Source organism: Streptomyces coeruleofuscus, from assembly GCF_039532725.1.
Lineage (GTDB): Bacteria > Actinomycetota > Actinomycetes > Streptomycetales > Streptomycetaceae > Streptomyces > Streptomyces coeruleofuscus.
This window is the reverse complement of sequence record NZ_BAAASE010000009.1, coordinates 221,875-248,053: the sequence shown is the minus strand read 5'-3', so window position 1 is coordinate 248,053 and position 26,179 is coordinate 221,875. Positions and strand designations below refer to the sequence as shown.

Annotated in this window: 20 protein-coding genes; 9 read left to right on the top strand and 11 right to left on the bottom strand. The window is 72.5% G+C overall.

From position 1 onward, the window contains the following. Positions 1 to 13: 13 nt before the first annotated feature. Positions 14 to 4,348: a cation-translocating P-type ATPase gene (locus tag ABFX81_RS31975; protein WP_346139021.1), complete on the top strand. Its 4,335-nt coding sequence runs from the start codon at positions 14 to 16 to the stop codon at positions 4,346 to 4,348. Between the two features lie 80 nt (positions 4,349 to 4,428). Here ABFX81_RS31975 and ABFX81_RS31970 read toward each other — a convergent pair whose 3' ends face one another. Next, complete coding sequence (locus ABFX81_RS31970; RefSeq protein WP_086854701.1) at positions 4,429 to 4,878, bottom strand: SRPBCC family protein; 450 nt, start codon at positions 4,876 to 4,878, stop codon at positions 4,429 to 4,431. 96 nt (positions 4,879 to 4,974) lie between these two features. Here ABFX81_RS31970 and ABFX81_RS31965 point away from each other — a divergent pair, with 96 nt between their 5' ends. Continuing rightward, a complete protein-coding gene (locus ABFX81_RS31965) occupies positions 4,975 to 5,427 on the top strand; it encodes an NAD(P)H-dependent oxidoreductase (protein WP_086854700.1) in 453 nt (150 codons plus the stop codon). Positions 5,428 to 5,432: 5 nt separating this feature from the next. Here ABFX81_RS31965 and ABFX81_RS31960 read toward each other — a convergent pair whose 3' ends face one another. Together ABFX81_RS31960 and ABFX81_RS31955 are read right to left on the bottom strand one after the other, a co-directional pair. Beyond that, positions 5,433 to 6,557, bottom strand: coding sequence for a YihY/virulence factor BrkB family protein (locus ABFX81_RS31960; protein WP_428837238.1), 1,125 nt, complete (start codon positions 6,555 to 6,557; stop codon positions 5,433 to 5,435). Positions 6,558 to 6,631: 74 nt separating this feature from the next. Then, positions 6,632 to 7,159, bottom strand: a complete 528-nt coding sequence (locus tag ABFX81_RS31955) for an MmcQ/YjbR family DNA-binding protein (RefSeq protein WP_086854698.1) — start codon at positions 7,157 to 7,159, stop codon at positions 6,632 to 6,634. Positions 7,160 to 7,256: 97 nt separating this feature from the next. Between ABFX81_RS31955 and ABFX81_RS31950 the strand changes: the two genes are divergently transcribed. Continuing rightward, positions 7,257 to 7,889: a GNAT family N-acetyltransferase gene (locus ABFX81_RS31950; protein WP_086854697.1), complete on the top strand. Its 633-nt coding sequence runs from the start codon at positions 7,257 to 7,259 to the stop codon at positions 7,887 to 7,889. Between the two features lie 164 nt (positions 7,890 to 8,053). Here ABFX81_RS31950 and ABFX81_RS31945 read toward each other — a convergent pair whose 3' ends face one another. After that, positions 8,054 to 8,527: an ATP-binding protein gene (locus tag ABFX81_RS31945; protein WP_086854696.1), complete on the bottom strand. Its 474-nt coding sequence runs from the start codon at positions 8,525 to 8,527 to the stop codon at positions 8,054 to 8,056. Positions 8,528 to 8,731: 204 nt separating this feature from the next. On the opposite strand from ABFX81_RS31945, the gene ABFX81_RS31940 reads away from it, so the two are divergent. Further along, on the top strand, positions 8,732 to 9,922 hold the full coding sequence (locus ABFX81_RS31940) for a SpoIIE family protein phosphatase (RefSeq protein ID WP_086854695.1): 1,191 nt from the start codon (positions 8,732 to 8,734) through the stop codon (positions 9,920 to 9,922). A 7-nt stretch (positions 9,923 to 9,929) separates the two neighbouring features. Here ABFX81_RS31940 and ABFX81_RS31935 read toward each other — a convergent pair whose 3' ends face one another. After that, positions 9,930 to 10,724 carry a DUF1868 domain-containing protein gene (locus tag ABFX81_RS31935; RefSeq protein WP_086854694.1) on the bottom strand — a complete coding sequence of 265 codons (795 nt, stop codon included), beginning with the start codon at positions 10,722 to 10,724 and terminating at the stop codon, positions 9,930 to 9,932. A gap of 314 nt (positions 10,725 to 11,038) precedes the next feature. On the opposite strand from ABFX81_RS31935, the gene ABFX81_RS31930 reads away from it, so the two are divergent. The 3 genes from ABFX81_RS31930 (at position 11,039) to ABFX81_RS31920 (ending at position 14,970) form a co-directional block, all read left to right on the top strand. Further along, positions 11,039 to 11,725 (top strand): lytic polysaccharide monooxygenase, encoded by a 687-nt coding sequence (locus tag ABFX81_RS31930; RefSeq protein WP_086854693.1) that lies wholly within the window; start codon positions 11,039 to 11,041, stop codon positions 11,723 to 11,725. A gap of 252 nt (positions 11,726 to 11,977) precedes the next feature. Then, entirely contained in the window at positions 11,978 to 14,026 is a 2,049-nt protein-coding gene (locus tag ABFX81_RS31925; RefSeq protein WP_086854692.1) for a DUF1996 domain-containing protein, read from the top strand. A gap of 194 nt (positions 14,027 to 14,220) precedes the next feature. Continuing rightward, complete coding sequence (locus ABFX81_RS31920; protein ID WP_428837237.1) at positions 14,221 to 14,970, top strand: sulfite exporter TauE/SafE family protein; 750 nt, start codon at positions 14,221 to 14,223, stop codon at positions 14,968 to 14,970. Positions 14,971 to 14,980: 10 nt separating this feature from the next. On the opposite strand, the gene ABFX81_RS31915 is transcribed toward ABFX81_RS31920, so the two are convergent. From ABFX81_RS31915 to ABFX81_RS31905, 3 genes are all read right to left on the bottom strand, one after another. Further along, positions 14,981 to 17,218, bottom strand: coding sequence for an MMPL family transporter (locus tag ABFX81_RS31915; protein WP_086852765.1), 2,238 nt, complete (start codon positions 17,216 to 17,218; stop codon positions 14,981 to 14,983). Positions 17,219 to 17,275: 57 nt separating this feature from the next. Continuing rightward, on the bottom strand, positions 17,276 to 18,265 hold the full coding sequence (locus ABFX81_RS31910; RefSeq protein ID WP_086852763.1) for an EamA family transporter: 990 nt from the start codon (positions 18,263 to 18,265) through the stop codon (positions 17,276 to 17,278). A gap of 89 nt (positions 18,266 to 18,354) precedes the next feature. After that, positions 18,355 to 19,176, bottom strand: coding sequence for a chitosanase (locus ABFX81_RS31905; RefSeq protein WP_086852761.1), 822 nt, complete (start codon positions 19,174 to 19,176; stop codon positions 18,355 to 18,357). Positions 19,177 to 19,394: 218 nt separating this feature from the next. Between ABFX81_RS31905 and ABFX81_RS31900 the strand changes: the two genes are divergently transcribed. Further along, positions 19,395 to 19,580: a hypothetical protein gene (locus tag ABFX81_RS31900; protein ID WP_086852759.1), complete on the top strand. Its 186-nt coding sequence runs from the start codon at positions 19,395 to 19,397 to the stop codon at positions 19,578 to 19,580. A 13-nt stretch (positions 19,581 to 19,593) separates the two neighbouring features. Here the strand turns inward: ABFX81_RS31900 and ABFX81_RS31895 are convergent, their stop codons facing one another. Then, entirely contained in the window at positions 19,594 to 20,322 is a 729-nt protein-coding gene (locus ABFX81_RS31895; protein ID WP_346139018.1) for an ankyrin repeat domain-containing protein, read from the bottom strand. A 208-nt stretch (positions 20,323 to 20,530) separates the two neighbouring features. On the opposite strand from ABFX81_RS31895, the gene ABFX81_RS31890 reads away from it, so the two are divergent. Next, complete coding sequence (locus ABFX81_RS31890) at positions 20,531 to 22,663, top strand: SpoIIE family protein phosphatase (protein ID WP_086852756.1); 2,133 nt, start codon at positions 20,531 to 20,533, stop codon at positions 22,661 to 22,663. Between the two features lie 23 nt (positions 22,664 to 22,686). On the opposite strand, the gene ABFX81_RS31885 is transcribed toward ABFX81_RS31890, so the two are convergent. Together ABFX81_RS31885 and ABFX81_RS31880 are read right to left on the bottom strand one after the other, a co-directional pair. Continuing rightward, positions 22,687 to 23,385, bottom strand: coding sequence for an ANTAR domain-containing protein (locus ABFX81_RS31885; RefSeq protein ID WP_086852778.1), 699 nt, complete (start codon positions 23,383 to 23,385; stop codon positions 22,687 to 22,689). 94 nt (positions 23,386 to 23,479) lie between these two features. Continuing rightward, positions 23,480 to 26,050: a SpoIIE family protein phosphatase gene (locus ABFX81_RS31880; RefSeq protein WP_086852754.1), complete on the bottom strand. Its 2,571-nt coding sequence runs from the start codon at positions 26,048 to 26,050 to the stop codon at positions 23,480 to 23,482. Positions 26,051 to 26,179: the final 129 nt, after the last annotated feature.

Below are 26,179 nucleotides of genomic sequence, written 5' to 3'. Positions count from 1 at the left end.
CGGGAAACAGGAGATGCTCACACGTTTCGACGTCGCCCCGCTCGTCGGGGCCATGGCTGGGGCGGCGGCAGGCGCCGCCCGCGGCACCGCCCAGGGCGTGACGTCCGTCTACGACACCACGCGGCGCGTCCGCAACGTCGCGCGCAACGCCCTGGCCGGCGGACAGCACTGGCGGGCGGGACAGCGCGTCCACCTCGCCCTGCGGCGGCCCGACGGCGACATCGGCGGCCTCGCCCACAAGGTCGCCGGGGAACTGCTCGACCACCCGGACGTGCTCGCGGCGTACTGGGACGAGGGACTGTCCCGCCTGGTGATCACCGTGGTCGAGGACGCCGTCACCGACCGCGTCAGCGAGCGGGCCACCGCGCTCGCCGCCCGCCTCGGCCTGACCGAGGGCGCCGACCCGGAGGCCGAGGAGGCCACTCACCCCGGCGACCCCGGCGAGGTGCGCGCCACCGCGGCGGCGATCCTGCTGGACGCCGCCGGCGCCGCCGGTGCCCTCGCCGGCCGGTCCCTGCGCCTGCCGCCCACCTCACGCATCGTCACCGCCACCGTCACCCTGCTGCGGGAGAACCCCCGCTTCCGGGCCCTGCTCCGGCAGCGGTTCGGCACCCACGGCATGGAACTCGTCCTCGCCGCCGCCAACGCCGCCACACACGGCGTCGGGCAGACCCCGCTGGCGCTCGTGCTCGACGGCGTGCTGCGTAGCACCCAGCTGACCGAGGCGGTGGCCAGGGCCGCGGCCTTCGAGGCACTGCACGACGACGTCTGTCACGAACAGCGCACCAGCCTGCCCTACCCCTCGGACACCCGGCCGCCGCTCAAGGTGACGCCCGCCCAGGAGTACGCCTCCCACGCCAGCACCGGCAGTCTCGCCGGCGCCGCCGCCACCCTCCTCGTCACGCACTCCGCGAGGGAAGCGGCCGAAGCCGTCCTCGCCGGATCCCCGAAGGCGGCCCGCTACGGTCCGGCAGCCTTCGCCGCGACCCTCGGCACCTTCCTCGCGCAGGCCGGGATCCTCGTGCGCAGCGGGGAGCGCCTGCGCCAGCTCGAGATCGCCGACGCCCTCGTCCTGCACGCCGACGCCCTGCGCAGCCGACGGCAGAACGCCGAAGGCGACCTCGACGGGCTGCCCGACGACCCGGTCCATCCCTTCGCCGAGGCCGTCCTCGACGCCGCCCGCCGGGCAGGACTGCACGTCGTGATCGCGGGCGGCTCCGACCTGAAGGACATCGTCCGGCTCGCCGACGAGGTCGCCCCGGGCACCAAACCGTTCGGAGACGTCGTACGGGCCCTCCAGGACGACGGACACGTGGTGGTGACCGTCGCACGCCTGGACGGGTCCGGCGACGGACACGTGGCGGCCGGACTGCCCGCCGGTGACGTGGCCATCGCCCTCACCGACGGCCGCGCGGCCGTCTCCTGGGGCGCCGACGCGCTGGCCTCGGGCGGACTCGCCGACGTGTGGCGGCTGCTCACCGCGATCCCGGCGGCCCGGCGCGTCGGACGTCGTTCGCAGACCCTGGCCCGCGCGGGCGCCGCCCTGTCGGGGCTCCTCGTCGCGCGTGGCGGGCAGCCCCCGGGCCGCCTCCTGTGGCCCCTCACCCGCCACGCCCCCGTCAACATCGCCGCCGCGAACGCCCTGCTCACGGGCTGGCTCGAAGCCGTCCGCGTGGCCCGGGCCACCCCGCCCCCGCCCCGGCTGCACATCCCCTGGCACGCCCTGGAACCCCACGAGGCCCGCGACCGGCTGGGGAGCCCCGACCACGACGACGAGCCCACCGGACTCGCCCTCCTCACCGACCGCTCACGGCAACACGCCGCTCGCGTCGGCCGACACCCGGCCATGGCCCCCGTCCGCTGGACCTGGCAGGCGGCAGGCGCCGTACGCCGCGAACTCGACGATCCGCTCACGCCCGTCCTGGCCACCGGCGCCGTCGCCTCCGCACTGCTCGGCTCGCTCGTCGACGCGCTGCTGGTCGTCGGCGCCATGGACCTCAACGCCGTGACCGGCGGACTCCAGCGGATGCGCGCCGAACAGGCGCTGGCCCGGCTGGCCGCCCGGCAGCAGCCCAAGGCCCGCAGGCGCGACGGCCGCAGGCGCACCGTCACCGTCGACGCCGCCCGGCTGCGCCCCGGCGACGAGATCACCCTCGGCGCCGGCGACGTCGTACCGGCCGACGCCCGGCTGCTCGACGCCGACGGCCTGGAGGTCGACGAGTCGGCGCTGACCGGCGAGTCCCTGCCGGTCACCAAGTCCGTCGAGGCCACCCCCGGTCTGCCGGTGGCCCAGCGCGCCTGCATGGTGTTCGAGGGCACGACCGTCGTGGCCGGACGCGCCACCGCGCTCGTCGTGAACACCGGCGACCAGACCGAGGCGGGCCGCGCCGTCACGCTCGCCGCCCGCACCCCGCCGCCCGCCGGCGTACAGGCCCGGCTCCAGGAACTGACCCGCAAGGCCCTGCCGGTGACCTTCACGGGCGGCGCCGCCGTGACCGGGCTGTCCCTGTTGCGCGGCAGCCCCGTACGGCGCGCCGTCAGCGGTGGTGTCGCGGTCGCGGTCGCCGCCGTACCGGAGGGACTGCCGCTCGTAGCCACGGTCGCGCAGATGGCGGCCGCCCGCCGGCTCTCCCGGCGCGGCGTCCTGGTCCGCACCCCGCGCACCCTGGAGGCGCTCGGGCGGGTCGACACCGTCTGCTTCGACAAGACCGGCACCCTCACCGAGAACAAACTGCGCCTGGTCCGCGTCGCCACCGCCGACGGCACCGTGCTGCCCGTGGACGCCGAACAGGCCGAGCCGATCGTGCGCCTGGCCGCGCGGGCCTGCCCGCAGGAGGAGACGGGCCAGGGCCGCCGCGTCGCGCACGCCACCGACGAGGCCGTCCTCGATGTCGCCCCGCCCGACGAGGGCTGGACACCGACCGGCGAGCTGCCCTTCGAGACACGGCGGGGCTACGCCGCGGCTGTCGGCCGCGACGGCGACCCGGACTTCGGCGAACTCCTCGTCGTCAAGGGCGCCCCGGAGACGATCCTGCCGGCCTGCCGGGACCTCCCCGACCACGCGACCGACACCGCCCACGAGCTGGCGGGACAGGGACTGCGCGTCCTCGCCGTCGCCCGGCGCCGCTGCCGGGCCGACGACGCCGACACCGAACTGGACGCGCCGCTCGGGGACCTGGAGTTCAGCGGTTTCGTCGCCCTGGCCGACGTCCCGCGCGAGACCTCGCACGCCCTGCTCGCGGAACTGCGCCGCTCCGGCATCCTGCCCGTCATGCTCACCGGCGACCACCCGGAGACCGCCCGCGCCATCGCCCTGCAACTGGGCTGGCCGGAGGAGACCGAGGCGGTGACCGGCGACGAACTCGTGGCCATGGAGCGCCGCGAACGCGTCCGGGTGCTGCGCGGCGCGGGCGTCATCGCCCGGGTCGCACCCGAGCAGAAGCTGCACGTCGTGGAGGCCCTGCAACAGGCCGGGCGGGTCGTGGCGATGGCCGGCGACGGAGCCAACGACGCCGCCGCCATCCGCGCCGCCGACGTCGGGGTCGGCATCGAGTCCCGCGGCTCCGCGGCCGCCCGCAACGCCGCCGACCTCGTGCTCACCTCCGGCGACCTGTCCGTCCTGGTGGACGCGGTCGCCGAGGGCCGTGCCCTGTGGCGCAGCGTCGCCGACGCGGTGAGCATCCTCATCGGCGGCAACGCCGGCGAGGTCGGCTTCAGCGTCCTCGGCACCCTGCTGGCCGGCGCCTCGCCCCTGTCGACGCGTCAGCTGCTGCTGGTCAACCTGCTCACCGACATGTTCCCGGCCATGGCGGTGGCGGTCACGCCGAGCGACGACCCCTCGACGGCGGAGCACGCCGCGACCGGCCCGATGGGCCTCAACGCCCTCGGCGCGCCGCTGCTGCGTTCCATCCGGCGCCGGGGCGTCACCACCTGCCTCGGCGCGGTCACGGCGTACCTCATCGGCCGCCTCACGCCCGGCACCGAACGCCGGTCCACCACCATGGCCCTGTGCGGCGTGGTCGGCGCCCAGCTCGTGCAGACCCTCTCCGGCAGGCGCCACAGCCCGCTGGTGTGGGCGACCGCCCTCGGCTCGGCCGCCGTGCTCGTCGCCCTCGTCCAGACGCCCGGCGTCAGCCACTTCTTCGGCTGCACCCCGCTGGGTCCCGTCGGCTGGGCCGGAGTGGCCCTGGCCATCGCCCTCTCGGCCCTGGCCCCGCGCCTGGAACACCTCCAGGCGGTCCACGCCCTCTACGACGCCGCGGCACGACTCGCCCTGCGGCTCAACGACCTGGGTCAGCAGGCCCGGGAGCGGCTCCAGAGCGGGGTGGGCCGACCGGTGCGGGCGTAGCGGGCGACGAGACACGGTCGACGACAGAAGCGGCCGCCACCACTGCACGTGGTGGCGGCCGCCTTCTGTCGTCCGCCGGGTCAGACCTCGCCGCGCCAGGCCCCCGTCTCCGTCCCACGGGCCTCCATGAACTGCTTGAACCGCCGCAGGTCACCGGAGACCTGCCGCTTGACGAACCCGAGCTTGTCGCCCACGGTCTCGGCCACGCCACTGGGGTCGAACTCCATCTGGAGCATGACCTTCGTCGTGTCGTCCTGGATGCGGTGGAACGTGACCACCCCGGCCTGCCTGGCCTCGCCGTTCACGGTGGTCCAGGCGACGCGCTCGTCGGGGATCTGCTCGGTGATCTCCGCGTCGAACTCCCGCTCCTGGCCGCCGACCTTCGTCACCCAGTGGGTCAGGGTGTCGGTGCGCTGCTCGATGCGCTCGACGCCGTCCATGAACTGGGGAAAGTCCTCGAACTGCGTCCACTGGTTGTACGCGGTGTGCACCGGGACCCGGACCTCGATGGATGTCTCGACCTGTGACAAGGCGAATACCTCCCTTTCTCGTACGGAGAGCGACGGACGAGTACCAGATCTCGCGCCGGGCACGCATGGTCGTCACGACTTGTAAGGTCGGGTGACGTGGCCACCTTGCTGATCGTCCATCACACGCCGTCGCCCAACTGCCAGGCGATGTTCGAAGCCGTCGTCTCCGGGGCGACGGACCCGGAGATCGAGGACGTCCGGGTCGTCCGGGTGCCCGCGCTGTCCGCGACAGCCTCCGACGTCCTCGCCGCCGACGGCTACCTGCTCGGCACCCCCGCGAACCTCGGCTACATGTCCGGCGCCTTGAAGCACTTCTTCGACCAGGTCTACTACCCCTGCCTGGACGCGACCCGCGGCCGGCCGTTCGGTTACTGGGTGCACGGCGGGAACGACGTCACCGGAGCCGTGCGGGGCATCGAGTCGATCACGACGGGCCTCGGCTGGCGCCGCGCCGCCGAGGCCGTGACCGTGACCGGCGAGCCCGGCAAGGGCGACGTCGAGAGGTGCTGGGAACTGGGCGCGACGGTCGCCGCCGGACTCATGGGCTGAACGGATCAGGTTTCTTCCATGCGGCGCCGGTCCTGTTCGTCCCACGCACGGGTGTCACGCGGCTGCGTGTACGGCTCGGCCTCGGGCGGATGACCCCCGGCGACGGCCCGCTGCCGGACCGTCTCCGCGTCGAACTCCAGGCCCAGCAGGATCGCCAGGTTGGTGATCCACAGCCACACCAGGAAGACGATGACGCCGGCCATCGTGCCGTAGGTCTTGTTGTACGAGGCGAAGTTGGCCACGTAGACCGCGAAGCCGGCCGACGCGATCATCCAGATCAGCAGCGCCAGCAGACTGCCCGGCGTGATCCAGCGGAACCCCTTCACCTTGGCGTTCGGGGTCGCCCAGTACAGGATCGCGATCATGATCGTGACCAGCACCACCAGAGCGGGCCACTTCGCGATCGACCAGACCGTCAGCGCGGTGTCCCCGATCCCGAGCGTGGTTCCGACCTGCCGGGCCAGTCCGCCCGTGAAGACCACGATCAGCGCGCTGATCACGGCCAGCACCATCAGCACGACCGTCACGGCCACCCGCACCGGGAGCAGCTTCCACACCGGCCGGCCCTCGGGCATGTCGTAGACGGCGTTGGCCGAGCGCATGAACGCCGCCACGTAGCCGGACGCCGACCACACCGCGAGGACGAGACCGACGATCGCCATCAGCGAGCCGATACCGGCGTTGCCCTGCAACTGCTCGACGGCCCGGGTGATGATGTCGCGGGCCGAGCCGGGGGCGAGCTGCTGGACGTTGTCGAGCACCTTGTCGGTGGTCGACCTGCCGGTGATGCCCAGCAGCGACACCAGCACCAGCAGCGCCGGGAACAGCGCGAGCACCCCGTAGTACGTGAGCGCGGCCGCCCGGTCGGTCAGCTCGTCGTCCTTGAACTCCCGGATGCTCCCCTTCAGCACCGCCCCCCACGACTTCCGGGGGAGGTCACTCGGGCTGTCCGGTGCCGCCCGCTCCACTTCGGGCCCCGGGCCGGGCTCCTCGTCCGACCTCGGAGCGGGCCTCTCCGCGGCCGGACCGGGCTCTTTCCCAGCCGCAGCGGGAGCCCGGGCAGGGGCGGCGTCCTGCGGCGGAGCCTCGGAGTCGTGATGTTCTTTTCGTCCTGGAATATGCAGTTTCACCATGTGGACCGGGTAACCCCGAGCTGGGCAGTTAAGCCGCGCTCGGACCACGGCGTCGGTCATCCGTGAGTCATTCACCCCCGCAGGGCGAGCCCCCGTTGCTCCAGCGCCTCCGACAGCACACGCACCGCCTTGGGCCCCACCCCGTGCAGCGCGAGGAGTTCCGCCCGCGAGTGCTGTGCCACCTGCTCCAGCGTGGTCACGCCGGCACCGCGCAGGGCCTGCGTGGCGGGCCTGCCGATTCCGGTGGGCAGGCCGTCACCGGGACCGCCGGCCCCCGCCTCCGCCGCGGCGAGTCGCTTCGGGGCGCGGCTGAACCAGGCCGCCCGGACCAGGGCGTTGAGGTCCTTGCCGTCGATGTCGGCGAGCGGTACGCGGAAACCGATCGGCGCGCCCCGGCGCACGAGGCGCTCACCGGCCGGATGCGCGGCCAGGGCGGCGTCGGTCTCCTCCTGCGGCAGGTGCAGCTGCACCCGGCCGTCCTTCGTCACCGAGGCGAAACCCCTGCCCCGCACGGAGAAGGCGACCATGCCGAAGTGCGTCCCCTCCTCCGCCTCAGGGAGGGCGAGCGCGGCCTTGCGCAACTGGGCCACGGTGGTCATGGCCGGAGTCTCGCACAGCCATCGGCCGGTCCCAGGGCCTTCGGAAGCTCCCCGAATCGAGTTGAGGGAGCGCTCCCAGCACGGGCACGATGCCGCCATGACCAAGCTCCCCGCCATCCGCCCGTACCGCCCCGAGGACCGTCCGGCCCTCGACGAGATCTGCGTCCGCACCGCGCACAACGGCCAGGACAGCCGCCCCCACTACACGGACCCGGGCATCTTCCCGGCCACGTTCGCGGCTCCGTACGTCCATCTGGAGCCGGACCTGGCCTTCGTGCTGGACGACGGGCGCGGGCGGGCGGTCGGCTACATCCTCGGCACGGCCGACACCCCCCGCTTCGTCCAGGCGTTCCGCGCCACTTGGCTGCCGCTGGTCGCCGACCGCTACCGGAAGCCGCCGCAGCCGCCCCGCACGCCGGACGAGGCGATGGCGGGACTGCTGCACGACCCCGAGCGGATGGTGCTGCCCGAACTCGCGGGCTACCCCGCCCACCTGCACATCGACCTGCTGCCCGAGTGGCAGGGGCGCGGCCACGGCCGCCGCCTGATGCGGACGTTCCTGGCCACACTCCAGGACAGGGGAGTGCCGGCCGTCCACCTGGCCATGGCGACCGCCAACACCCGGGCCAGGGCCTTCTACGACCGCGTGGGCTTCCACGAGCTCGACGTCCCCGAGCCCGGCTCGGCCACCTACCTCGGCCGCACCACGAAGGAACTCGACCGGCTCTGACAGCTGGGCTCACAATGATCCGACCCCGACGGCTGAGGGGCGCGCCGGACTCCGTCGGTAGGGAAGGGCCCTTCGACCTCCCCAGGCTTCATGGCCCTTCCCCAGCCGGCTCCGGACGTTTACCCGCCCGCCCTGGTCTCATGCCGCACCGGCTCAGTGTCCGGTCACAGCCGTCGGCCGGTGACGTCCCCGCCCGGATCGTCGGCCAGCGCGATGGCCGTGGTGATCCGTTTTCCCACGGGTTCGCGGTGGACCGCGAAACTCTGGCCGACCGCCATGACGATCTCCAGCCCGTGCTGGCCGATCCGCATCGGGTCGGGCGCGAGGATCGTCGGCGGCGTCGGGTTGCTGTCCCACACGGTCACCTCCACCACGCCGCCGTTGACTTCCAGGGTCAGCAGGCACGGCCCGGGTGCGTACTTGCGGGCGTTGGTCACCAGCTCGCTGACCACGAGCTGCACCATGCCCATCGCGCGCCCGGACACCGGCAGCCCGTGCACGGCCTGGACGTCGGTGAGGAACTTGCGGGCCAGATCTCGGGCGACGGCGATGTCCTCGCTGTTCTCGAACGCCCCCGACACCGATACGAGGTTCTCCACCAGAGACTGCTCGCCCTCAGCGCCCGCCGTCTGCTCCATGTCGGCCCACCCCCCCTGTACCCGAACATGCTGCGACCCGTTTACCCCCGAACTTTCGCATCAGGCGTGCGGAAGCAGTCAGGGGGGTGACGTATCCGGGGGTCCTTCCTGTTCCGGCGTCTACAGGCTGAGGCATGTGTCACAGCCGTGCTGTGCCTGTCGCGTCTGCGGGAAAACGAATGGGCAACCCAGAAGGAGGCTTACGTGGCACGCGATCGGATCGGACTGGCCGAGGTGCTGGCAACGGCGGAGGACGCCGCACCGGTGGGCTCCCTCGATGTCGTGGCGCGCGACCTGCGCGACCGGTTCGGCGCGCGGCACGTGTCGTTCCTGTGCGTCGACGTCGTAGGCCAGCGCCTGCTGCGGGTCAGTGAGGAGGCGGCTACGCGACAGGAGCGCCGCGCCGAAAAGGTTCCCTTCGACGACAGCATCTACGACGAGGTCCTGCGCGCCCAGGAACTGGTGCAGGCTCCGGAGGGCGAGCGCGGGCAGCGGGTGCTCGCCCCCGTCACCAACCGCGGCGACGCCGTCGGTGTCCTGGAACTGCTCCTTCCGCAGGTCACACAGGATGTGCTGGAGCAAGTGGAAGAGGCCGCGCACGCGCTGGCGTACATCATCGTCACCGACCGCCGGTTCACCGACCTCTACCACTGGGGCAACCGCACCACCTCGGTCAGCCTGGCCGCGGAGATCCAGCGCCAGTTGCTGCCCTCGGCCCCTTCGTGCGAGGCCGCCGAGTTCGCCCTCGCCGGCGCCCTCGTCCCGGCCGCCGACATCGCCGGTGACACCTACGACTACGCCGTCGACCCCGACACCCTGCACCTGTCCATCACCGACGCCATGGGCCACGACGTCGACGCCGCCCTCATGGCCACCCTCCTGGTCAATGCCTCCCGCGGTGCCCGCCGCGCCGGGACCGATCTCGCCGAACAGGCCCGCCGGACCCACCAGGCCCTCCTCGACCACGGCAGACGGACCTTCGCCACCGGCCAGCTGCTGCGCATCGCCCTGGACGGGACCGGCGCCCAGCTCGTCAACGCGGGCCACCCCTGGCCCCTACGGCTGCGCGACGGCACGGTCGACGAACTGCGCCTCGAAGTGAACCTGCCCTTCGGCGTCGCCGCGCACAAGGGCCCCTACAAGGTGCAGAACCTCGACCTTCGCCCCGGTGACCGCCTCGTGCTGTACACCGACGGCATGCAAGAGCGCCAAGCGCAGAAAGTCGACCTCCCCGGCCTCATCCGTGACACCGCCGGCGAGCACCCGCGCGAAGTCGCGCGCCATCTGGCCACAACAGTCACCGACGCCTGCAACGGCCACCCGGAAGACGACGCCACCGTCCTGTGCCTGGACTGGCACGGCCCCCATTCCGCACCACTGAAAGCCGGTCGGTAACGGCGGATCACGCCTGCGGCAGCCGCCACAACTGCGGGAACGCGAGCATGTCGTCGAAGAGGTTGAACGCCGGGCGCTCCAGGGTCACGGTGGCGGCGTCGCCGGCGAAGAGTGCGGAGCACTTCGCTGCCAGTCGCTCCATGGGAGGCACGTCGGATGCCAACGGCTTGACCAGGCGGTAACCGATGGTCGAGTGGAACTGGTAGGTCTCGAAGTCCGGCGCCCGGAGTTCCAGCAGGGCGCTCAGCTCCCGTCGGATCGTCCAGAGTCCGTCGAAGGTGGCATCGTCGGCCGGGGTGAGGTTCATCGTGAAGCCGGCGTCGAAGGGGCCGAACCCCTTGACCTTCATCGTGATCGGGCCCACCGGGGTCAGCGCCGACTCCTGGAGACGCGCGAGGATCCGCTGGGACACCTCGGAGACATCCGCGCAGTCAGCGAGCCACGCCGGGAGTTGCTTGTCGATGACGGTGTCCTGTGTCGTGGCGTCGAACACCGTCATGTGCATGCTCTGATGCGGCAGGCAGACGTACTGATCGGCGAGGGAGGACCGCTTCATGATCTCCATCGCCTCGGTCTCGGCGTGGAAGAAGGCCGAGTCCTGGGGCACGGGGCAGACGAACGTGTTGCCACGGAAGCGCTGCGCGTTGCCGTCGAGGTCCCACTTCTTGCCGGGCCCGGCGGCCAGAGGCTCGCGCCGCTCGGGGCTCTGCGAGGCGGCAGACGCCGTGGCCGGGGCCATCGTGAGCCCGGTGGCAGCGCCGGCAGCGCCAATGAGGACGCCTCGGCGGTTGAGGGCAGACATGTGACTCCTGATGGGTTGGGGGCTCAGGTGAGTTGGGGGCTCAGACAGATGAAAAGTGCCGGAGCGATCTGACGGTCGGGTGGACCCAGGGCTACACCCGGGTGTTTTCCCGAAGACCCGCGCAGGAGCGGACGCTGTGCAGCGTCGAACGAATCGAACGCGCCAGGCGGTGCGGAAGTGGCGCAATCGAACGTTGCCCGCTTGCTTCATCGGGCGCAGCCTGTGCCTTGCGGGAGCGCTCCCACGCGCTGTCGCACTCCCCACGAAAGACACACCGAAAGTACGGCAACCCCCACATCCGAAAGAAGGAGATCATGGATTGTCATGGTCATGTTCTTAGAGGGCGCGCCCTCAAGGTCCGGTCGCGCCTGACGCTCGCCCTGAGCGTCCTGGTCGCCGCCCTGCTCAGCCTCATCCCCTGGAGCGGCACCGCCGTCGCGCACGGTTCGGTCGTCGACCCGGCATCCCGCAACTACGGCTGCTGGCTGCGCTGGGGGAGCGACTTCCAGAACCCCGCGATGGCCCAGCAGGACCCCATGTGCTGGCAGGCGTGGCAGGACAACCCCAACGCCATGTGGAACTGGAACGGCCTGTACCGCAACGGCTCGGGCGGCAATTTCCAGGCCGTGGTCCCCGACGGCCAGCTGTGCAGCGGCGGACGCACCGAGGGCGGCCGGTACAACTCCCTGGACACGGTGGGCGCCTGGAAGACGACCGACATCACGGGCAACTTCACCGTGAAGCTGTACGACCAGGCCAGCCACGGCGCCGACTACTTCCTGGTGTACGTCACGCGGCAGGGCTTCGACCCCGCCACCCAGCCGCTCACGTGGAACGACCTCCGGCTCGTCGCGCGCACCGGCAAGTACGCGCCCAGCCAGAACTACGAGATTCCCGTGAGCACTTCGGGCCTGAGCGGCCGGCACGTCGTCTACACGATCTGGCAGGCGTCGCACATGGACCAGACCTACTTCCTGTGCAGTGACGTGAACTTCCGCTGACCTGCGCGTCCCCGCCGGGCCGTGTGTCCGGCGGGGCTCGGGTGTTTCGCGGCTTCATGAGAGTTCTCCGAAAATTTTCGAGACACTTGAACACACCGGTGCTCCCGTACGTATGGGGCGAGGGGATTTTCATGCCCGGTTCGCCACAAGCGCAGGAGAGCACCCTTGGGACGCAACACGCGAAGACGCCCTACCGGACCACGACGCGCGACCTTCGCCGCATTCGCACTGATCCTGGGCGGAGGCGGCCTGATGGCCGCCAACGTCTACGCCTCCGCGACCGACGGCGGTTCGGGCGGTGACTCCGCCCAGACGCGGTCCGGTACGGGGGTCCGGACCGCGGGCGCCACGATCGACTGCCCGGACGTCGGCACCAAACTGACTTCGGTGCCCGAGCAGGCGCGGGGGGAGGTCGACAAGGAACTCGCCCTCCTGGACGAGCAGATCGCCAAGGCCTATCAGCGCCTGAGCGAGTCCGCGCAGCAGGTGCGGCAGGACTCCGGCTTCGCCGACAACGCGATCATGAACCCGCTGAAGGAGAAGCGGGGCGCGGCCCTCGAACGCATCGCGATCGCCATCGACCGGGTGGGGGACCGTCCCGAAGGGCTCGATGCCCTCGCCGCCTGCACCGTACGGGACTCCGGCAACCAGGCCCCCGCGCAGAGCGAAGGCCAGGACGGCGACGGCGGCCAACAGCCCGGCCAGGAGCAGGGACAGGACGGCCAGGAGCAGGGCGACGGCCAGGGCCAGGGCGCAAACGGCGGACAGGCGGGCAACGGTCCCGTCGCCGCCGACTTCGCGCCCATCACCAGCGTCCAGCCCGGCGCCGGCAGCCCCCGCCAGGGGACGAAAGCCTCCCGGGGCTCCTTCACCACCGACTGCGGCGTGAACGAGAACGGCCTGTTCAACTCCGACAACATCATCGCCGCCCCGGGCGTCACCAACGGCGCCCATCACTTCCACGACTACATCGGCAACCAGGCCAACAACGCCTTCGCCAGCGACCAGGACCTCGCGAACGCCGAGACGAGCTGCGCAGACCAGGGCGACAAGTCGTCCTACTACTGGCCCGTGCTGCGCCTTCAGAACGGAACCCAGGAGCAGGACGCCAAGTCGCCCGGCGGCGGCATCGAGGGCAACGCCGGCGAGATCGTCACGCCGAAGCAGGTCACGCTGAACTTCGTGGGGAACCCGCAGGGCAAGGTCACCGAGATGCCTCGGCTGCTGCGCATCATCACCGGCGACGCCAAGTCGTTCGTCAACGGCCCGGCCAACGCCAACGCCTCCTGGAGCTGCACGGGCTTCGAGGACCGGCAGCTGAAGGACAAGTACCCGCTGTGCCCGCAGGGCAGCGACGTGGTGCGCACCTTCAAGTTCCAGAGCTGCTGGGACGGCCGCAACATCGACAGCGCCAACCACCGCACCCACGTGGCCTTCGCGGACGCCGCCGGCAACTGCCCGTCCGGCTTCCGGCCCATTCCGCAGCTGGTCCAGCGCATCGTCTACGACGTCGACGCGCCGAGCCTGGAGGACGGCGGCCGTACGACACCGCTGTTCGCGGTGGACTCCTTCCCGGAGCAGCTCCACAAGCCGGTCACGGACCACGGCGACTTCATCAACGTCTTCGACGAGGACCTGATGCGGGAGATGGCCGACTGCATCAACGACGGCCGCAAGTGCGGCGCCGGAGCAGGCGCCGAGCCGGGCGACAAGCCGGAGGAGGAGCCGCAGGAGCAGCCGACGAAGGCCCCCCAAGAGCCGACGAAGGCCCCCGAAGAGCCGACGAAGGCCCCCGAGGCCCCGCAGGAGCAGCCCACGCGCACCCCGGGCGCCCCGCAGGACGGCGACGCGGGCGGAAAGCCCGGCGACACCGGTGACGGTGACGGTGGGAAGGGCGACGGCAACGGCGGGAAGGACCAGGCCGCCGAGCCCCCGGTGACGAACAAGCCGGCTCCCGAGCCGGAGCAGCCGGAGCAGGTCGGTTCGCCCACGGCCGCGCCGGGCGCCGACGAACCGGAGGTGTTCGCGACGCCCACGCCCGGACGGGGCACCGCGAACGCCGGTGAGCAGGGCGGCTCGAAGGACGACGCGGGCGAGGACGCGGACGGCCTCGGCCAGTCCCAGGCCGTCGGAACGGCGACCAGCGCCGCGCCGACCCCGTCGCTCCCGTCCCGGACCGAGCCCCAGGCGGTCGGCAGCGGCGGCCTCGCCGACACCGGCGCCCAGCTCTGGCCGGCCGCTGCGGGCGCAGTCCTGGTCATCGCGGGCTTCGTCGTCCTGCGCCGCGTCAGGCGAGGCTGAGAGACGGCACCGCCACGACCGGCGAACGGCGGCAGGATCACCACCGGATCCTGCCGCCGTTGCCCGTCCCCGGTCATCCGTGACCCTTCGACGCCCGCCGAACCGCCCACCCTCTAGCGTGATCCCATGAACCTCACCAGGAACACCGGACGCGGTGCTGCCGTAAGCGGAGCGGCACTGTGACGCCGGGCGAGATGGCCGCCGTGTTCGCGGCCGGTATGGGCGCGGGCGCCGTCAACGCCGTCGTCGGCTCGGGAACGCTGATCACCTTCCCGGTACTGCTCGCCACCGGCCTGTCCCCGGTCACCGCTACGGTGTCCAACGGGCTCGGCCTGGTCCCCGGCTCCATCAGCGCGGCCATCGGCTACCGCGAGGAACTCCGCGGGCAGCGGCGCCGCGTCCTGCTGCTGGGCATCGGCGCCGTGCTGGGCGGCCTCACGGGCGCCGTCCTGCTGCTGACCCTGCCCGAATCTGCCTTCGAGCGGATCGTGCCGGTCCTCGTGAGTCTCGCCCTGGTCCTGGTCGCCTGTCAGCCGCTGATCGCCAAGAGGGTCCGCCGCCGTCGCCCGGCAGACGGTCCCGCGCGCCGTGACGGCGGCCCGCTGCTGTTCACCGGCCTGACGCTCGCCAGCGTCTACGGCGGCTACTTCTCCGCCGCCCAGGGCATCATCTACGTCTCCCTGATGGGCATGCTGCTCGACGACACCCTCCAGCGGCTCAACGCCGTCAAGAACGTGCTGGCCGCCGTCGTCAACACCGTCGCCGCCGTGCTGTTCGTCTTCTTCGCCGATTTCGACTGGACGGCCGTCCTGCTCATCGCCGTGGGTTCCGCCCTGGGCGGCCTGATCGGAGCCAGGACGGGCCGCCGCTTCAGCCCGGCCGTCCTGCGCACCCTGATCGTGTCGGTCGGCACCGTCGCCCTGGTCCACCTGGTGCTCCGCTGACAGCCGACGCCTATGCGGGCCGCCCCTCGGCGTCGATGTGCGGCAGCACCCGCTCCAGCCACCGCGGAGCCCACCAGGCGTGCCGCCCCAGCAACGTCATCACGGCCGGCACCATGAGCAGGCGTACGACGGTGGCGTCGATGAGCACGCTGACGGCCAGCCCCAGTCCGAGCATCTTGACCACGATGTTGTCACTGACGATGAACGCCGCGAACACGCTCACCATGATCAACGCGGCACACGTGATGACCCGGGCCGTGATCTCCAGGGCGTGCGCGACCGAGGCCTTGGCGTCCCCGGTGCGCAGCCACGCCTCGTGGATCCGGGACAGCAGGAAGATCTCGTAGTCCATGCTGAGGCCGAAGATGATGGCGAACATCATCATCGGCACGTAACTCTCGATGGGCACCGTGCCGTTGACGCCGAGGGCGGAACCACCCCAGCCCCACTGGAACACCGCGACGACCACGCCGTACGAGGCGGTGATCGACAGGACGTTGAGGACGGCGGCCTTCACGGCGACGAGCAGCCCCCGGAACACGGCCAGGATGATGACGAAGGCCAGGGCGACCACGACGGCGATGATCAAGGGCAGCCGGGAGGCGACGATGTCGCGGAAGTCGACCTGCGCCGCCGTCGTGCCGGTGACGTAACCCTTGGCGTCCGTGCCCTGAACCACGTCCGGCAGCGTGTCGTCGACCAGACGGTTGGTCAGGTCCGTGGTCGTCGCGCTCTGCGGGGATTGGGTCGAGTAGACGGTGCCGATCAGGACGTCCCCGTCCTGGGTGGGCGTCAGGGGGGTGACGACCGCTGCGTCTTCGACCGAGCCGAGCGTCTGCTGGGCCTTCGAGGCCAGATCGGAGCGCTGCGAGTCCGGTACTCCCGTCTGGTCGATGACGACCGTCAGCGGACCGTTGGATCCGGGCCCGAACGCGTCGGTCATCAGGTCGTACGCCCGCCGGTCGGTGAAGGACGTCGGGTCGGCACCGTCACCGATGTGGCCGAGCCGGATGGACAGCACCGGGATCGCGAGGACGACGATCACGGCGACACCCGCCGCCAGGAACCACAGCGGCCTGCGCTCCACCCGCTGCGCGTACCGGTGCCAGGTGCCCTGCGGCGCGTCAAGCGCCTCGGGGTCGGTCTCGGCGACGGGGCGGCGCACCCGGTAGCGGTCGATGTGCCGGCCGAGGAGCCCGAGCAGGGCCGGGACCAGGGTGAGCGCGCCGACGACGGCCGAGACGACGGTGACGGCGGCGGCGAGCCCGAGCTTGGCGATGAAGGAGACCCCGGACGCGGACAGGCCCGCCAGCGCGATGATCACGGTGCAGCCGGAGACGAGGACGGCGCGTCCGCTGGTGGCGGCCGCCTGCCCGGCGGCCCGCACCGGGTCCGCTCCGTCGAGGACGTTCTGCCGGTGACGGGTGATCAGGAACAGGGCGTAGTCGATCCCGACACCGAGGCCGATCATCGTGGCCAGGGTCGGTGAAACGGTCGCGAAGGTGAACGCGGCGGCCAGCAGCCCGAGGACGGCCAGGCCGCCGACGACGCTGATCAGCGCGGTCAGCAGCGGCACACCGGCGGCGAGCACGCTCCCGAACCCGACCAGCAGCACGACGACGGCCACGCCGAAGCCGATCAGCTCGCTCACCCGGTCGTCGGCGGCCGGCCGGGCGAGCTCGCCGAGCGGCCCGCCGTACTCCGCCTCCGCTCCGGCCGAACGCAGCGGCTGTACGGCGTCGTCGACCCCGTTCAGGTAGTCGTCGCCGAGGGTCGACGGCTGCACGTCGAAGCGGACGGTGATGTAAGCCGTCTTCCCGTCGTCCGACAACGGCCCGACGTTCTGCTGCGACTGACCCGAGGACGAGCCGGAGCCGGAGAGCGGGTTCTGGGCCGACAGGACGTGCGGCAGCTTCTCCAGGTCGGCGACGGTGGTGGACATCTGGGAACTCAGAGAGGACAGGGACTGCCCGTCGTCGTGCAGCACGATCTGGCTGCTGTAGCCGCCGGCCTGCGGATCGTGCTGCTGGAGCACGTCCAGACCCTTCTGCGACTGCGCCTGGGGCAGGGTGAAGTTGTCGGAGTACGTCCCCCCGACCGAGCGGCTGACGACCTGGAGAGCCACCAGCGCCACGAGCCAGGCGATGACGACGACCACGAAGTGGCGAGCGCACCACTCGCCCAGCCTCCGCAGCAGACCGGCACGCGCGGCCTTCTCGTCCCCTTCACCGGTGCGGGTGTGCGGCATGGACCTGGACTCCTGTGGGCCGGGACGTTCGACGCCGTCCATTAGATGCGCGCGGGATCACTCCGGCCTGCCGGACGCGGCGTCGCCACGCCCCTCAGGGCGGCCGTTCCCCCGGAAGGCGGCGGCCGGGGGAGTACGGCCGTCCGCCCGGACCACCGACGGCCCGCCTCCGCCCGTCCGCGTCAGCGCCCCGGACCCCAGGGCGACGCCGAGGCCGACCAGCGCGCTGCCCGCCGCCTGCGCGAGACCGTAGGAGCCCGTGTCGACGAGCGGTGCGGTGCAGGCCGCCGCGACCGGGATGAGACCGGAGAAGAGGGTGGCGCGTTCCGCGCCGATCCGCTGCATGCCCATGTACCAGCACACGAAGCCGACCACCGTGACCACCACCGCCTGCCACAGCAGCGCGGAGGTCTCGACGGCGTCCGGACGCCGCAGCCACCCGGCGCCGTCGGCGAGCAGCCCGGCCGCCGCCGACTCCAGCGCGGCGACCGCGCACACCGTGGCGGACAGCAGCCGGGGGCCGAGGGGCCGCAGTACGGGTACGGCGAGCACGGCGAACCCGACCTCCCCCGCCAGGGCGCACACGGAGAAGGTGATGCCCGCCCCGTCGGTGCGCCCCCAGCCCTGGACGGTGCAGGCACCGACGGCCACGAGCAACGCCCCGTACAGCACCTCCCGTTGGGGCCCGCGCCCGTCCAGGAGGGGCACGAGCACGGCTACCACCACCGGAGCACAGCCCACGAACACGCCCGGGACCGCCGGCTCCGCCGTGCGTTCCGCGGCGATGACGGCCAGGTTGAAACCGACCATGCCGACGGCGGCGAGCAGGGCGAGCCGGACCCACTGACGGGTTGTCAGCGCCCGCAGCCGGGCGGTCGCGCCCTTTCCGGCCAGCGGCACGAGCAGCAGACAGGCCAGCCCGTAGCGCAGGAACTGACCGCCCGCGTACGGGTAGTCGCCCAGAAGGCTGTTGGCCGTGAAGGAGCCTCCGACAAGGACGCAGGCGAGCGCGGCGAGAAGGGCTCCGCGCGTGGTGGTGGCGTTCATACGGGCGACGCTAGGCAGCCGGGCGGCCCGGGAAGGGGTCCACTTCTGTGCCTGCTTGGTGGACCAATCCCCGCCCGGGCCGCGGCGGGTCAGCCGATGTGGTAGCTGTCGCCGTAGACCTTCCAGTCCAGCGGCGGGTCGAGATCGAGGTTGCGCTTGCGCAGGAAGACCCGCTGCGCCGTGTCGACCCTGCTGGTGTCGCTGTGTGCTTCCTCCTGCTTCATGGCCCACACGCGCGCGTCCAGGAAGGCGTCGAGGTACGTCACCTCGTCACCGCCCCATGCCGGCGGGTTCGCCGTGCGCAGCGCCCGCTTGCGGATGTTGCGGAAGCTCAGGGGGTCGTTGCCGTCGCCGTGCATGACGATGGCGTCGTAGTACGCGAACTGGCCCAGCACGCGCAGCCCGTCCGCCTTCCCCTGCCGCACCGCCGGGCCGAAGTACACCCGGTCGCGCTCGTGGTCCTGTGCCCGCCGGAACTCGGCGTCGCGGGCCGCCCTGCGCCAGTCGCCGGGGAAGCCGGGGTCGAGCCCGTCGTGCGAGTCGGTGCCGTCGACCCGGCGCAACGCCGGCAGGTACTTCGACAGGACGTTGCCGGGCTTGCGGTCCGCGTAGAGCTCGACGAGGTCGAGCATGTCGCCGGTGCCGGAGCAGAAGCCGATGATGCCGGCGGTGTAGCCGCGGCCGTCGCCGATGTCCTCGATGTACTGGTACTGCGCCTTCCAGTCGAGCGAGGAGTTCTCCGCGCTCGACACGAGCTGCATGGCGATCTCCTTCTTCGCCGGGTCGTCGAGCCCGGCCGCACGGACGGAGGCCGTGGCGTGCGGTGGCTTCAGGAACGGGGCGGTGGCGAGAGCGGCGCCGAACAGCGCCAGAACGGTGCGGCGCGCTGCCGGGGTCGAGGGGTGTCTCACGGTGCCTCCAAGCAGGGTGGGGGGTTGGAAGAGCCGGCCGTGCAGAACTGATAGGAAGGTTTACTATCACTCGTGCGCCGCAAGGGAAACAGCCGAGCGGAAAGTTCGTAGGGTCGACCAAGCGATCCCCCCGGGGAACCATGCGTCCGCCCCGTACGTCAACTCATTGCCCAGGGAGGCCGATCGGTCCAGGAGACCAACCGGAGAGGGGAATCGCCATGGAGGACGCTATGGCGCAGCGGAGCAGCGAGACGGAGGCCTCGGCAGCACGCCAGGCCCGCTTCGGGACGCTGCCGGAGCCGGTGCGCCTGGAGGACATGGTCGAGGAGCGCGCGGCCAGCACGCTGGACCCCGCGCGCACCGCGTACAACCAGGACGAGTGGCTCGTGCGCTACTGCTTGTGAGACCTCGCGGACACTACGAGCGGCTCCGCGCCCCGAGGCCGCGCAGCCACCGCACGACATCGTCGGCGTCCTGGGCGCGGGCGATGTCGAGCGGGGTCCGGTCGTCGTAGCCGCACCAGTCGACGTCGGCGCCGTGCCGGCGGAGGTACTGCGCGGTGGCCAGCTGACCGCCCTGGCAGGCGCCCCGGAAAGCGCTGGTGATCTCGTCGGACGAGGGCGGCTCACCGGCCTCGACGTACGCCTGCACCCGGTCCAGCAGGCCGAGCGTGGCGGCGTCCTGGAGGGTGGTGCGGGCGCCGTGCTCGACGAGCCGGTGCGCGGCACGCCACTGGCCGAAGGCGCGGGCATCGGCGAGCGGTGTGCCGCCGGCGATCACCGCACCCGGGGCCTCGATGTCGGCCCCGGCGGCGATGAGCGCGTCCAGGACGGGCACGTCGTTGCTGCTGGCCGCCCAGTGCAGCGGCGTCTCCTCGTGCGCACCGCCGAACCGGGCGCCGGGGTCCGCCCCGGCGGCGACGAGGGCGGCGACCACCTCGGGACCATGGGGATAGTGCCCGGGCCAGTCGGTCGCGATGTGCAGCAGACTGCGCGTGCCCTTGCCGTCCTCGCCGTGCTCGGTCACGCGGACGGTGGCCAGACCGGGATGCTCGGCCAGTAGGTGCCGCAGCCGGGGCAGATCGCCGCCCCGGATCGCCTCGGTGACGGCGACGGCCAGGGGATCCTGCGATGTGAGCGTCTGCAAGGCCGGCCTCCCGGTCGCCGTCGAGGGCTCCGATTCTGCCAGCACGGCACCCGCCCCGGCCATGCGATTGGGCACACCGCCCGGCCATGCCTTCCGGCACACCGCCCGGCCATGCCTTCCGGCACCACGCATCCTTCCGCGGCCCGGCCCGATGACGTGCCCCCACGCCCCGTGAGGCGTAGCGTCCGGGTAAGAGCGGGAGGACACCATGCCCGGGAGCAACGAGCCACCCGGGGGCGCCGGATCGCTGGACGACGCCCTGGGGGTGGCCCTGGCCGACACCGTGCGCGGCACCGGCGCCTCGATCGGCGGCCTCTACATCATCGAGGAGGCGGAGCCGGTACTGCGCCTGGTGGCGCTGTGCGGTCTGCCGGTGGCGTTCAGCGCCCCGTGGCAGCGCCTGCCGCTGACCGCACCCGTCCCGGTCGCCGACGCGATCCGCGACGACGCCCTGGTCTGCGTCGGCAGCCAGGACGAGATGGCCCGCCGATACCCGCGGGCCGCCGCCGTCCTGCCGTACCCCTTCGCCCTGGCCGCGGTCCCGCTGAGCGGCGTACGGCGCTGCTGGGGCGGCATCGTGCTGATGTGGCCCGCCGTGCGTCCCCGCACGGTCACGCCCCGCGAACGGGGCCACATCACCTCCAGCGCCCGGCGCATGGCCCGCCTCCTCGACGAGGCATCCTCGCCGCCCACCGTGCCCGACCAGCCGCGCGTCGTCCCCGTCGACGCCGCGCACCACCCGGTGCAGACCGGCCTGGCCGCCGCCGACTACCTCGAACGCCTCCCCGAGGGCGCCCTCGCCCTCGACCTGGAGGGCCGCATCACCTTCGCCACGGCCACCGCCGCCCGCCTGCTCGGCCGCCGCGCCGACCGGCTGCTGGGCACCCGCCCCTGGCAGTCCCTGGCATGGCTGGACAACCCCGTCCACGAGGACAACTACCGCACGGCGGTCGTCAGCCGCGCCCCCGTGTCCTTCACCGCGCTCCGCCCGCCGGACCAGTGGCTGACCTTCCAGCTCTACCCCGACACCAGCGGCATCAGCGTCCGCGTCGTCCCGGGAGGAGAACGGACCGAGGACCCGCCGCCCGCCGCCGCAAGGCCCCCCGCGGCCGCGCCGACGGGACGCCTCTACCAACTCGTGCACCTCGCCGCCGCGCTCACCGAGACGGTGACCGTCCGCGACCTCCTGACGCTGATCGCCCAGCAGATCCTGCCCGCCTTCGGCGCCCAGGCCTTGGTGCTGTCCGCCGCCGAGGCCGGCCGTCTGAAGATCATCGGCTACCACGGCTACCCGGCCGACGTCGTGGAACGCCTCGACGCCCTGTCACTCGACACCGGCCTCACCCCCGCCGGCCAGGTCCTCGCCAGCGGCGCCCCCGCCTTCTTCGCCGACCCGGCCGAGATGGCCGGCAACTACCCCAGGGCACCCCAGATCAGCGGCAAACAGGCCTGGGCGTTCCTCCCGCTGATCATCTCCGGCCGGCCGGTCGGCTGCTGCATCCTGTCCTACGACCACCCGCACACCTTCACCGCCGACGAACGCGCCGTCCTCACCTCGCTGTCCGGCCTGATCGCCCAGGCCCTGGACCGCGCCCGCCTCTACGACGCCAAGCAGCGACTCGTCCACGAACTGCAACGCGCCCTGCTGCCCCGGGCACTGCCGCGCCTGCCGGGACTCGACGTCGCGGCCCGCTATCTGCCCGCCGGCCACGGCGTCGAGGTCGGCGGCGACTTCTTCGACGTCCTGCGCCTGGACGACACGACCGCGGCCGCCGTCATCGGCGACGTGGAAGGCCACAGCATCGCCGCCGCCGCCCTCATGGGCCAGGTCCGCACCGCCATCCACGCCCACGCCACCGCCGGTGCCGCACCAGGCCAGGTCCTCGCCCGCACCAACCGGCTGCTGGCCGACCTCGACTCCGAACTGCTCGTCTCCTGCCTCTACGCCCACCTCGACCTGGCACGCCACCAGGCGGCCTTCGCCAGCGCGGGTCACGTGCCCCCGCTGCTGCGCCCCGCCCACGCCGCCGCCGGCGTCCTCGACGTCGAACCCGGCCCGCTGCTGGGCATCGAGACCGGCACCCACTACCCGGTCACCACCACGCCCCTGATCCCCGGCACCACCCTCGCCCTGTACACCGACGGACTCGTCGAGCTCCCCGGCACCGACGCGACCCGGACCACCTCCGACCTGGCCGGGCAGCTGGACACCGGCGACGGCCACGACCTGGAACGGCTCATCGACCGGCTCGTCCGCCACACGACCCCCACCGGACAGCACGCCGACGACATCACGGTGCTGCTCCTGCGCACCACCCGGCCCGACGGCGGCCCGGCCTGAGGCCGACACCCCGGTCGCTCCGGTCAGGCCTGGCCGGGGACTTCGACGCGGACGTGCTGGGCGACGTCGCGCAGCTTGACGTTGTGGTGCTGGGAGATGCGCCGCAGCACGTCGAAGGCCTCGTCCTCGCTCATCCGGTGGCGCTCCATGAGGATCCCCATGGCCTCCCCGATGGCATGCCGGGTCTCCAGGGCGTGCTCCAGCTGGTCGACGGTGCGGGCGGTGGCCAGCGCGACGGCGGCGTGGGAGGCGAGCAGCCAGCCCGCGGCCTCGATGTCCTTGCCGAAAGCCCCCGGCCGGCGCGAGTACAGGTTGAGCGCGCCGAAGTCCTCCTGGCCGGTGTAGAGCAGCACACCGGTCATGCTGCCGATCCCGAGGTCACGGGCAGCCTGTGAGAACCGCGGCCAGGACGGCTGCGGCTTCGTCATGTCGGCGATGCGGAACAGCCGCTCGCCGTCCACGCGCCGGGCCGCGTCGAAGCACGGTCCCTCGCCCAGCTCGCCCTGCAACCGGTCGGACTCCTCGACCATGTCACCGCACACGGAGAGCGTCACGGCCCGGCCCTTGGACACCGCCAGGATCCCGGCCGCGTCACAGCCCTCGACCAGTTTCACAGCGGCTGCCGAGATCTCGTCCAGCGTCGCCTGCACCGAGTCCTGCGCCACCAGGTCCCGGGCGAGCATCGCCATCTGCTCGGCGTACTGCTGCCACTCCACCGCCATCACCGCCTCGCTCACCGGTCCCGCCCACCGTACCCCGCACGCCGCCGTCTACGCCGATCGCGCGAGACGGAGGACGTCCCGGCAGCCCGCTCGCTCAGCGATACGCCGTCAGCAGCAGTGCCACGTCGTCAGGCCGCTCCCGGGCGCGGCGTGCCGTCCGCACCAGCCGGTCGGCCAGATGGTCCACGGAGTCCGCCGGGGTGTCGGCGAGACAGCGGCGGACCTCCTCGATGCCGGTCTCGATGTCGCTGCCGGGCTGCTCCACCAGACCGTCGGTGTACAGGGCGAGGACACTGCCCGGAGCCAGCGTGAGCGCCGTGACGGGGTAGACCGCGTCTGTCTGCACGCCCAGCATGACGCCGCCCACGAGGTCCAGCATCTCGGCGTGCCCGTCGGGGTGGCGCAGCAGCGGCGGGGGATGCCCGGCCCGTACGGCGAACGCCCGCCCCGTACGCGGGTCCAGCTCGATGTAGCAGCAGGTGGCGCAGACGTCCGCCTCCAGTTCGGCCAGGTGCCGGTTGGTGTGCGTGATGACCTCCTGCGGCGGCCACTCGCTCGCCGCGAAGGCGTGCACGGCACTGCGCAGCTGGCCCATCACGGCCGCGGCGCCCACGCTGTGGCCCTCGACGTCCCCGATGACCAGGGCCACCCCGCGCCCCGTGGTGATCACGTCGTACCAGTCGCCGCCGATGGCCATGCCCTGGGTGCCGGGCAGATAGCGGCCGGTGGTGCGCAGCCCTTCCACGGCGGGCAGCCGGTGCGGCAGCAGCCCCTCCTGGAGACCGCGGGCGACGGCGGACTCGGCGTCGTAGAGCCGCGCCCGCTCCAGTGCCTGCGCGGCCAGACCGCTCAGCGCGGTGAGCGCGGAACGCTCGTCGGCGGTGAACCGGTGCGGGGTGTCCCAGCCGAGGATGCACGAGCCGACGGGATGCCCGGAGGCGATCAGCGGCAGGAACGACCAGGCACTCATCCGGTCCAGGGTGATGCCCGGGTAGGCGAGGGAGAGGTCCTCGGGCGACTCGAAGAAGAGCGGCAGGCGCGTGGTCAGCGCGTGCACACCGGGAAGCTGCGTGTCGAGGGTGACACCCTCGAACGGCGCGAGGAAGCCCTCCGGGTAGCCCGACTCCCACAGCAGGTACATCCGGCCCTCGCGGACCGTGTACAGGGCGAGCTCCCGGACGCCGAACGCGGGCAGCAGCTGCTCGGACACGGCCCGGCAGACGTCCTCGACGGTGACCGCCTGGGTGAGCACGCTCGCCATCTGCACCACGTGGTAGAGCGCCCCGGCACGCGCCGCGGCGACCGGCCCGGGCGGCGCCACGGCCGCGGTCTCCGGCACGGGACCGGCGGCGGACCCGGCCTCGCGCCCCGCCTCGGCCCCGGTGGGCGGGCCGGTCGGATGGACCCGGCCCGTCAGCCCGTGCACGTCCGGGTACAGCACGAAGCTCAGCCAGTTCCCGGCGGGATGCCGCACGAGGAAGGACACCTGCTCCTGCGACAGCATCGCCGCCCGGTAGCGGTCCTCGTACGCGGGATCCCGGAGCCAGGTGATCACCTCCCACGGATAGCGGCCCAGGAGCGCCTCCCGGCCGCCGCCCAGCAGTTCCTCGCAGCCGCGGTTGGCGTACGTCAGGCGGCCGTCCTGGTCCAGCGAGAAGAGACCGTCGGGCAGCCGCTCGGCGGCCTCGGCGGCGGTGAACCCGCTGCCCGCGTCGACGAGTGCCCCCACCAGGATCCGGTCGGCACCCGTGCCGCCGCGCACGAGATGCCCCCACAGCTCGACGGGCCGGTAGCCGGCCTCCTCGTCGCCCGCGGAGTCGTCCCGCACCCGGAAGTGACGGCATCTGACCCGGCCGAGCGTGAGCGCGTCGTGCCGGCTCGCCCGCAGTTCGTGCAGGTCGTCGGGGCTGACGCGGGCCTCGATGTCCGCCATCGTGCCGCCGAAGTCCGCCCGGCCGATGCCCAGGAGAGCGAGGGCCTCGTCGTCCGCCGTGCACCGGTCGGTGTCCAGGTCCCAGTCGATGAGCCCGACCCGGACGGGCTGGACGGCGGGCGTGGGCAGCCGCACGCCGACCGGTTCGCCGTCGTACTCGATCCGGTACACGGCGGAGCCCGTGACCGGCGGGCCGGTGGCGAGGCGGGTGAGACGCTCCTCCATGACCTGTCCGGCGGGGCGCAGCGCCGGCTCCACCGCGTCGGCGTCCAGCGGCGACCGGGCGGCCGAACGCAGCACGACCAGGACACCCACGACCTCGCCGCCGGCCCGGACGGGCCGGTAGGCCGAGCCGAAGGAGTACGGCAGCCCGGCGGTGAAGTGCGGGAAGCGCACCATGGTGGCGCGCTCGTCCGGCAGCCACAGGGTCTCGTCGCGCCGGTAGGCCTCCGCCATGGGCAGCGCACCGCCCACCGGCACCCGCCACCAGGTCTTCAGGAGCGACCGGGGCACCCCGGTCACCAGCGCGAGCACGAGCGAACGCCGGTCGCGGGAACGCAGGTAGACCAGCCCGCCGTAGCCACCGAGGTCCCGCACGGCATCGATCAGCGGAGCGGTCAGGGCATCCTCGATCCGGCCGGTGTCCCCGGTCCGGACCCGGCCGTCACCACCGCCCCGGCTCCGGCCCCCGGGTGACCGCGGCCCGTCCGGTACGGCGGCTGACTCATCCATCTCGCGTCCTCCCGGTACGGACGCACCGGACCCCATCGCTCCCCACCAGGATGTGCCATGGTCGGCGGTCCGGCGCGGTGGGTGCAACCTTTCGGTGCCATCGGTCGTCTCACCCGATACCAGCAACAA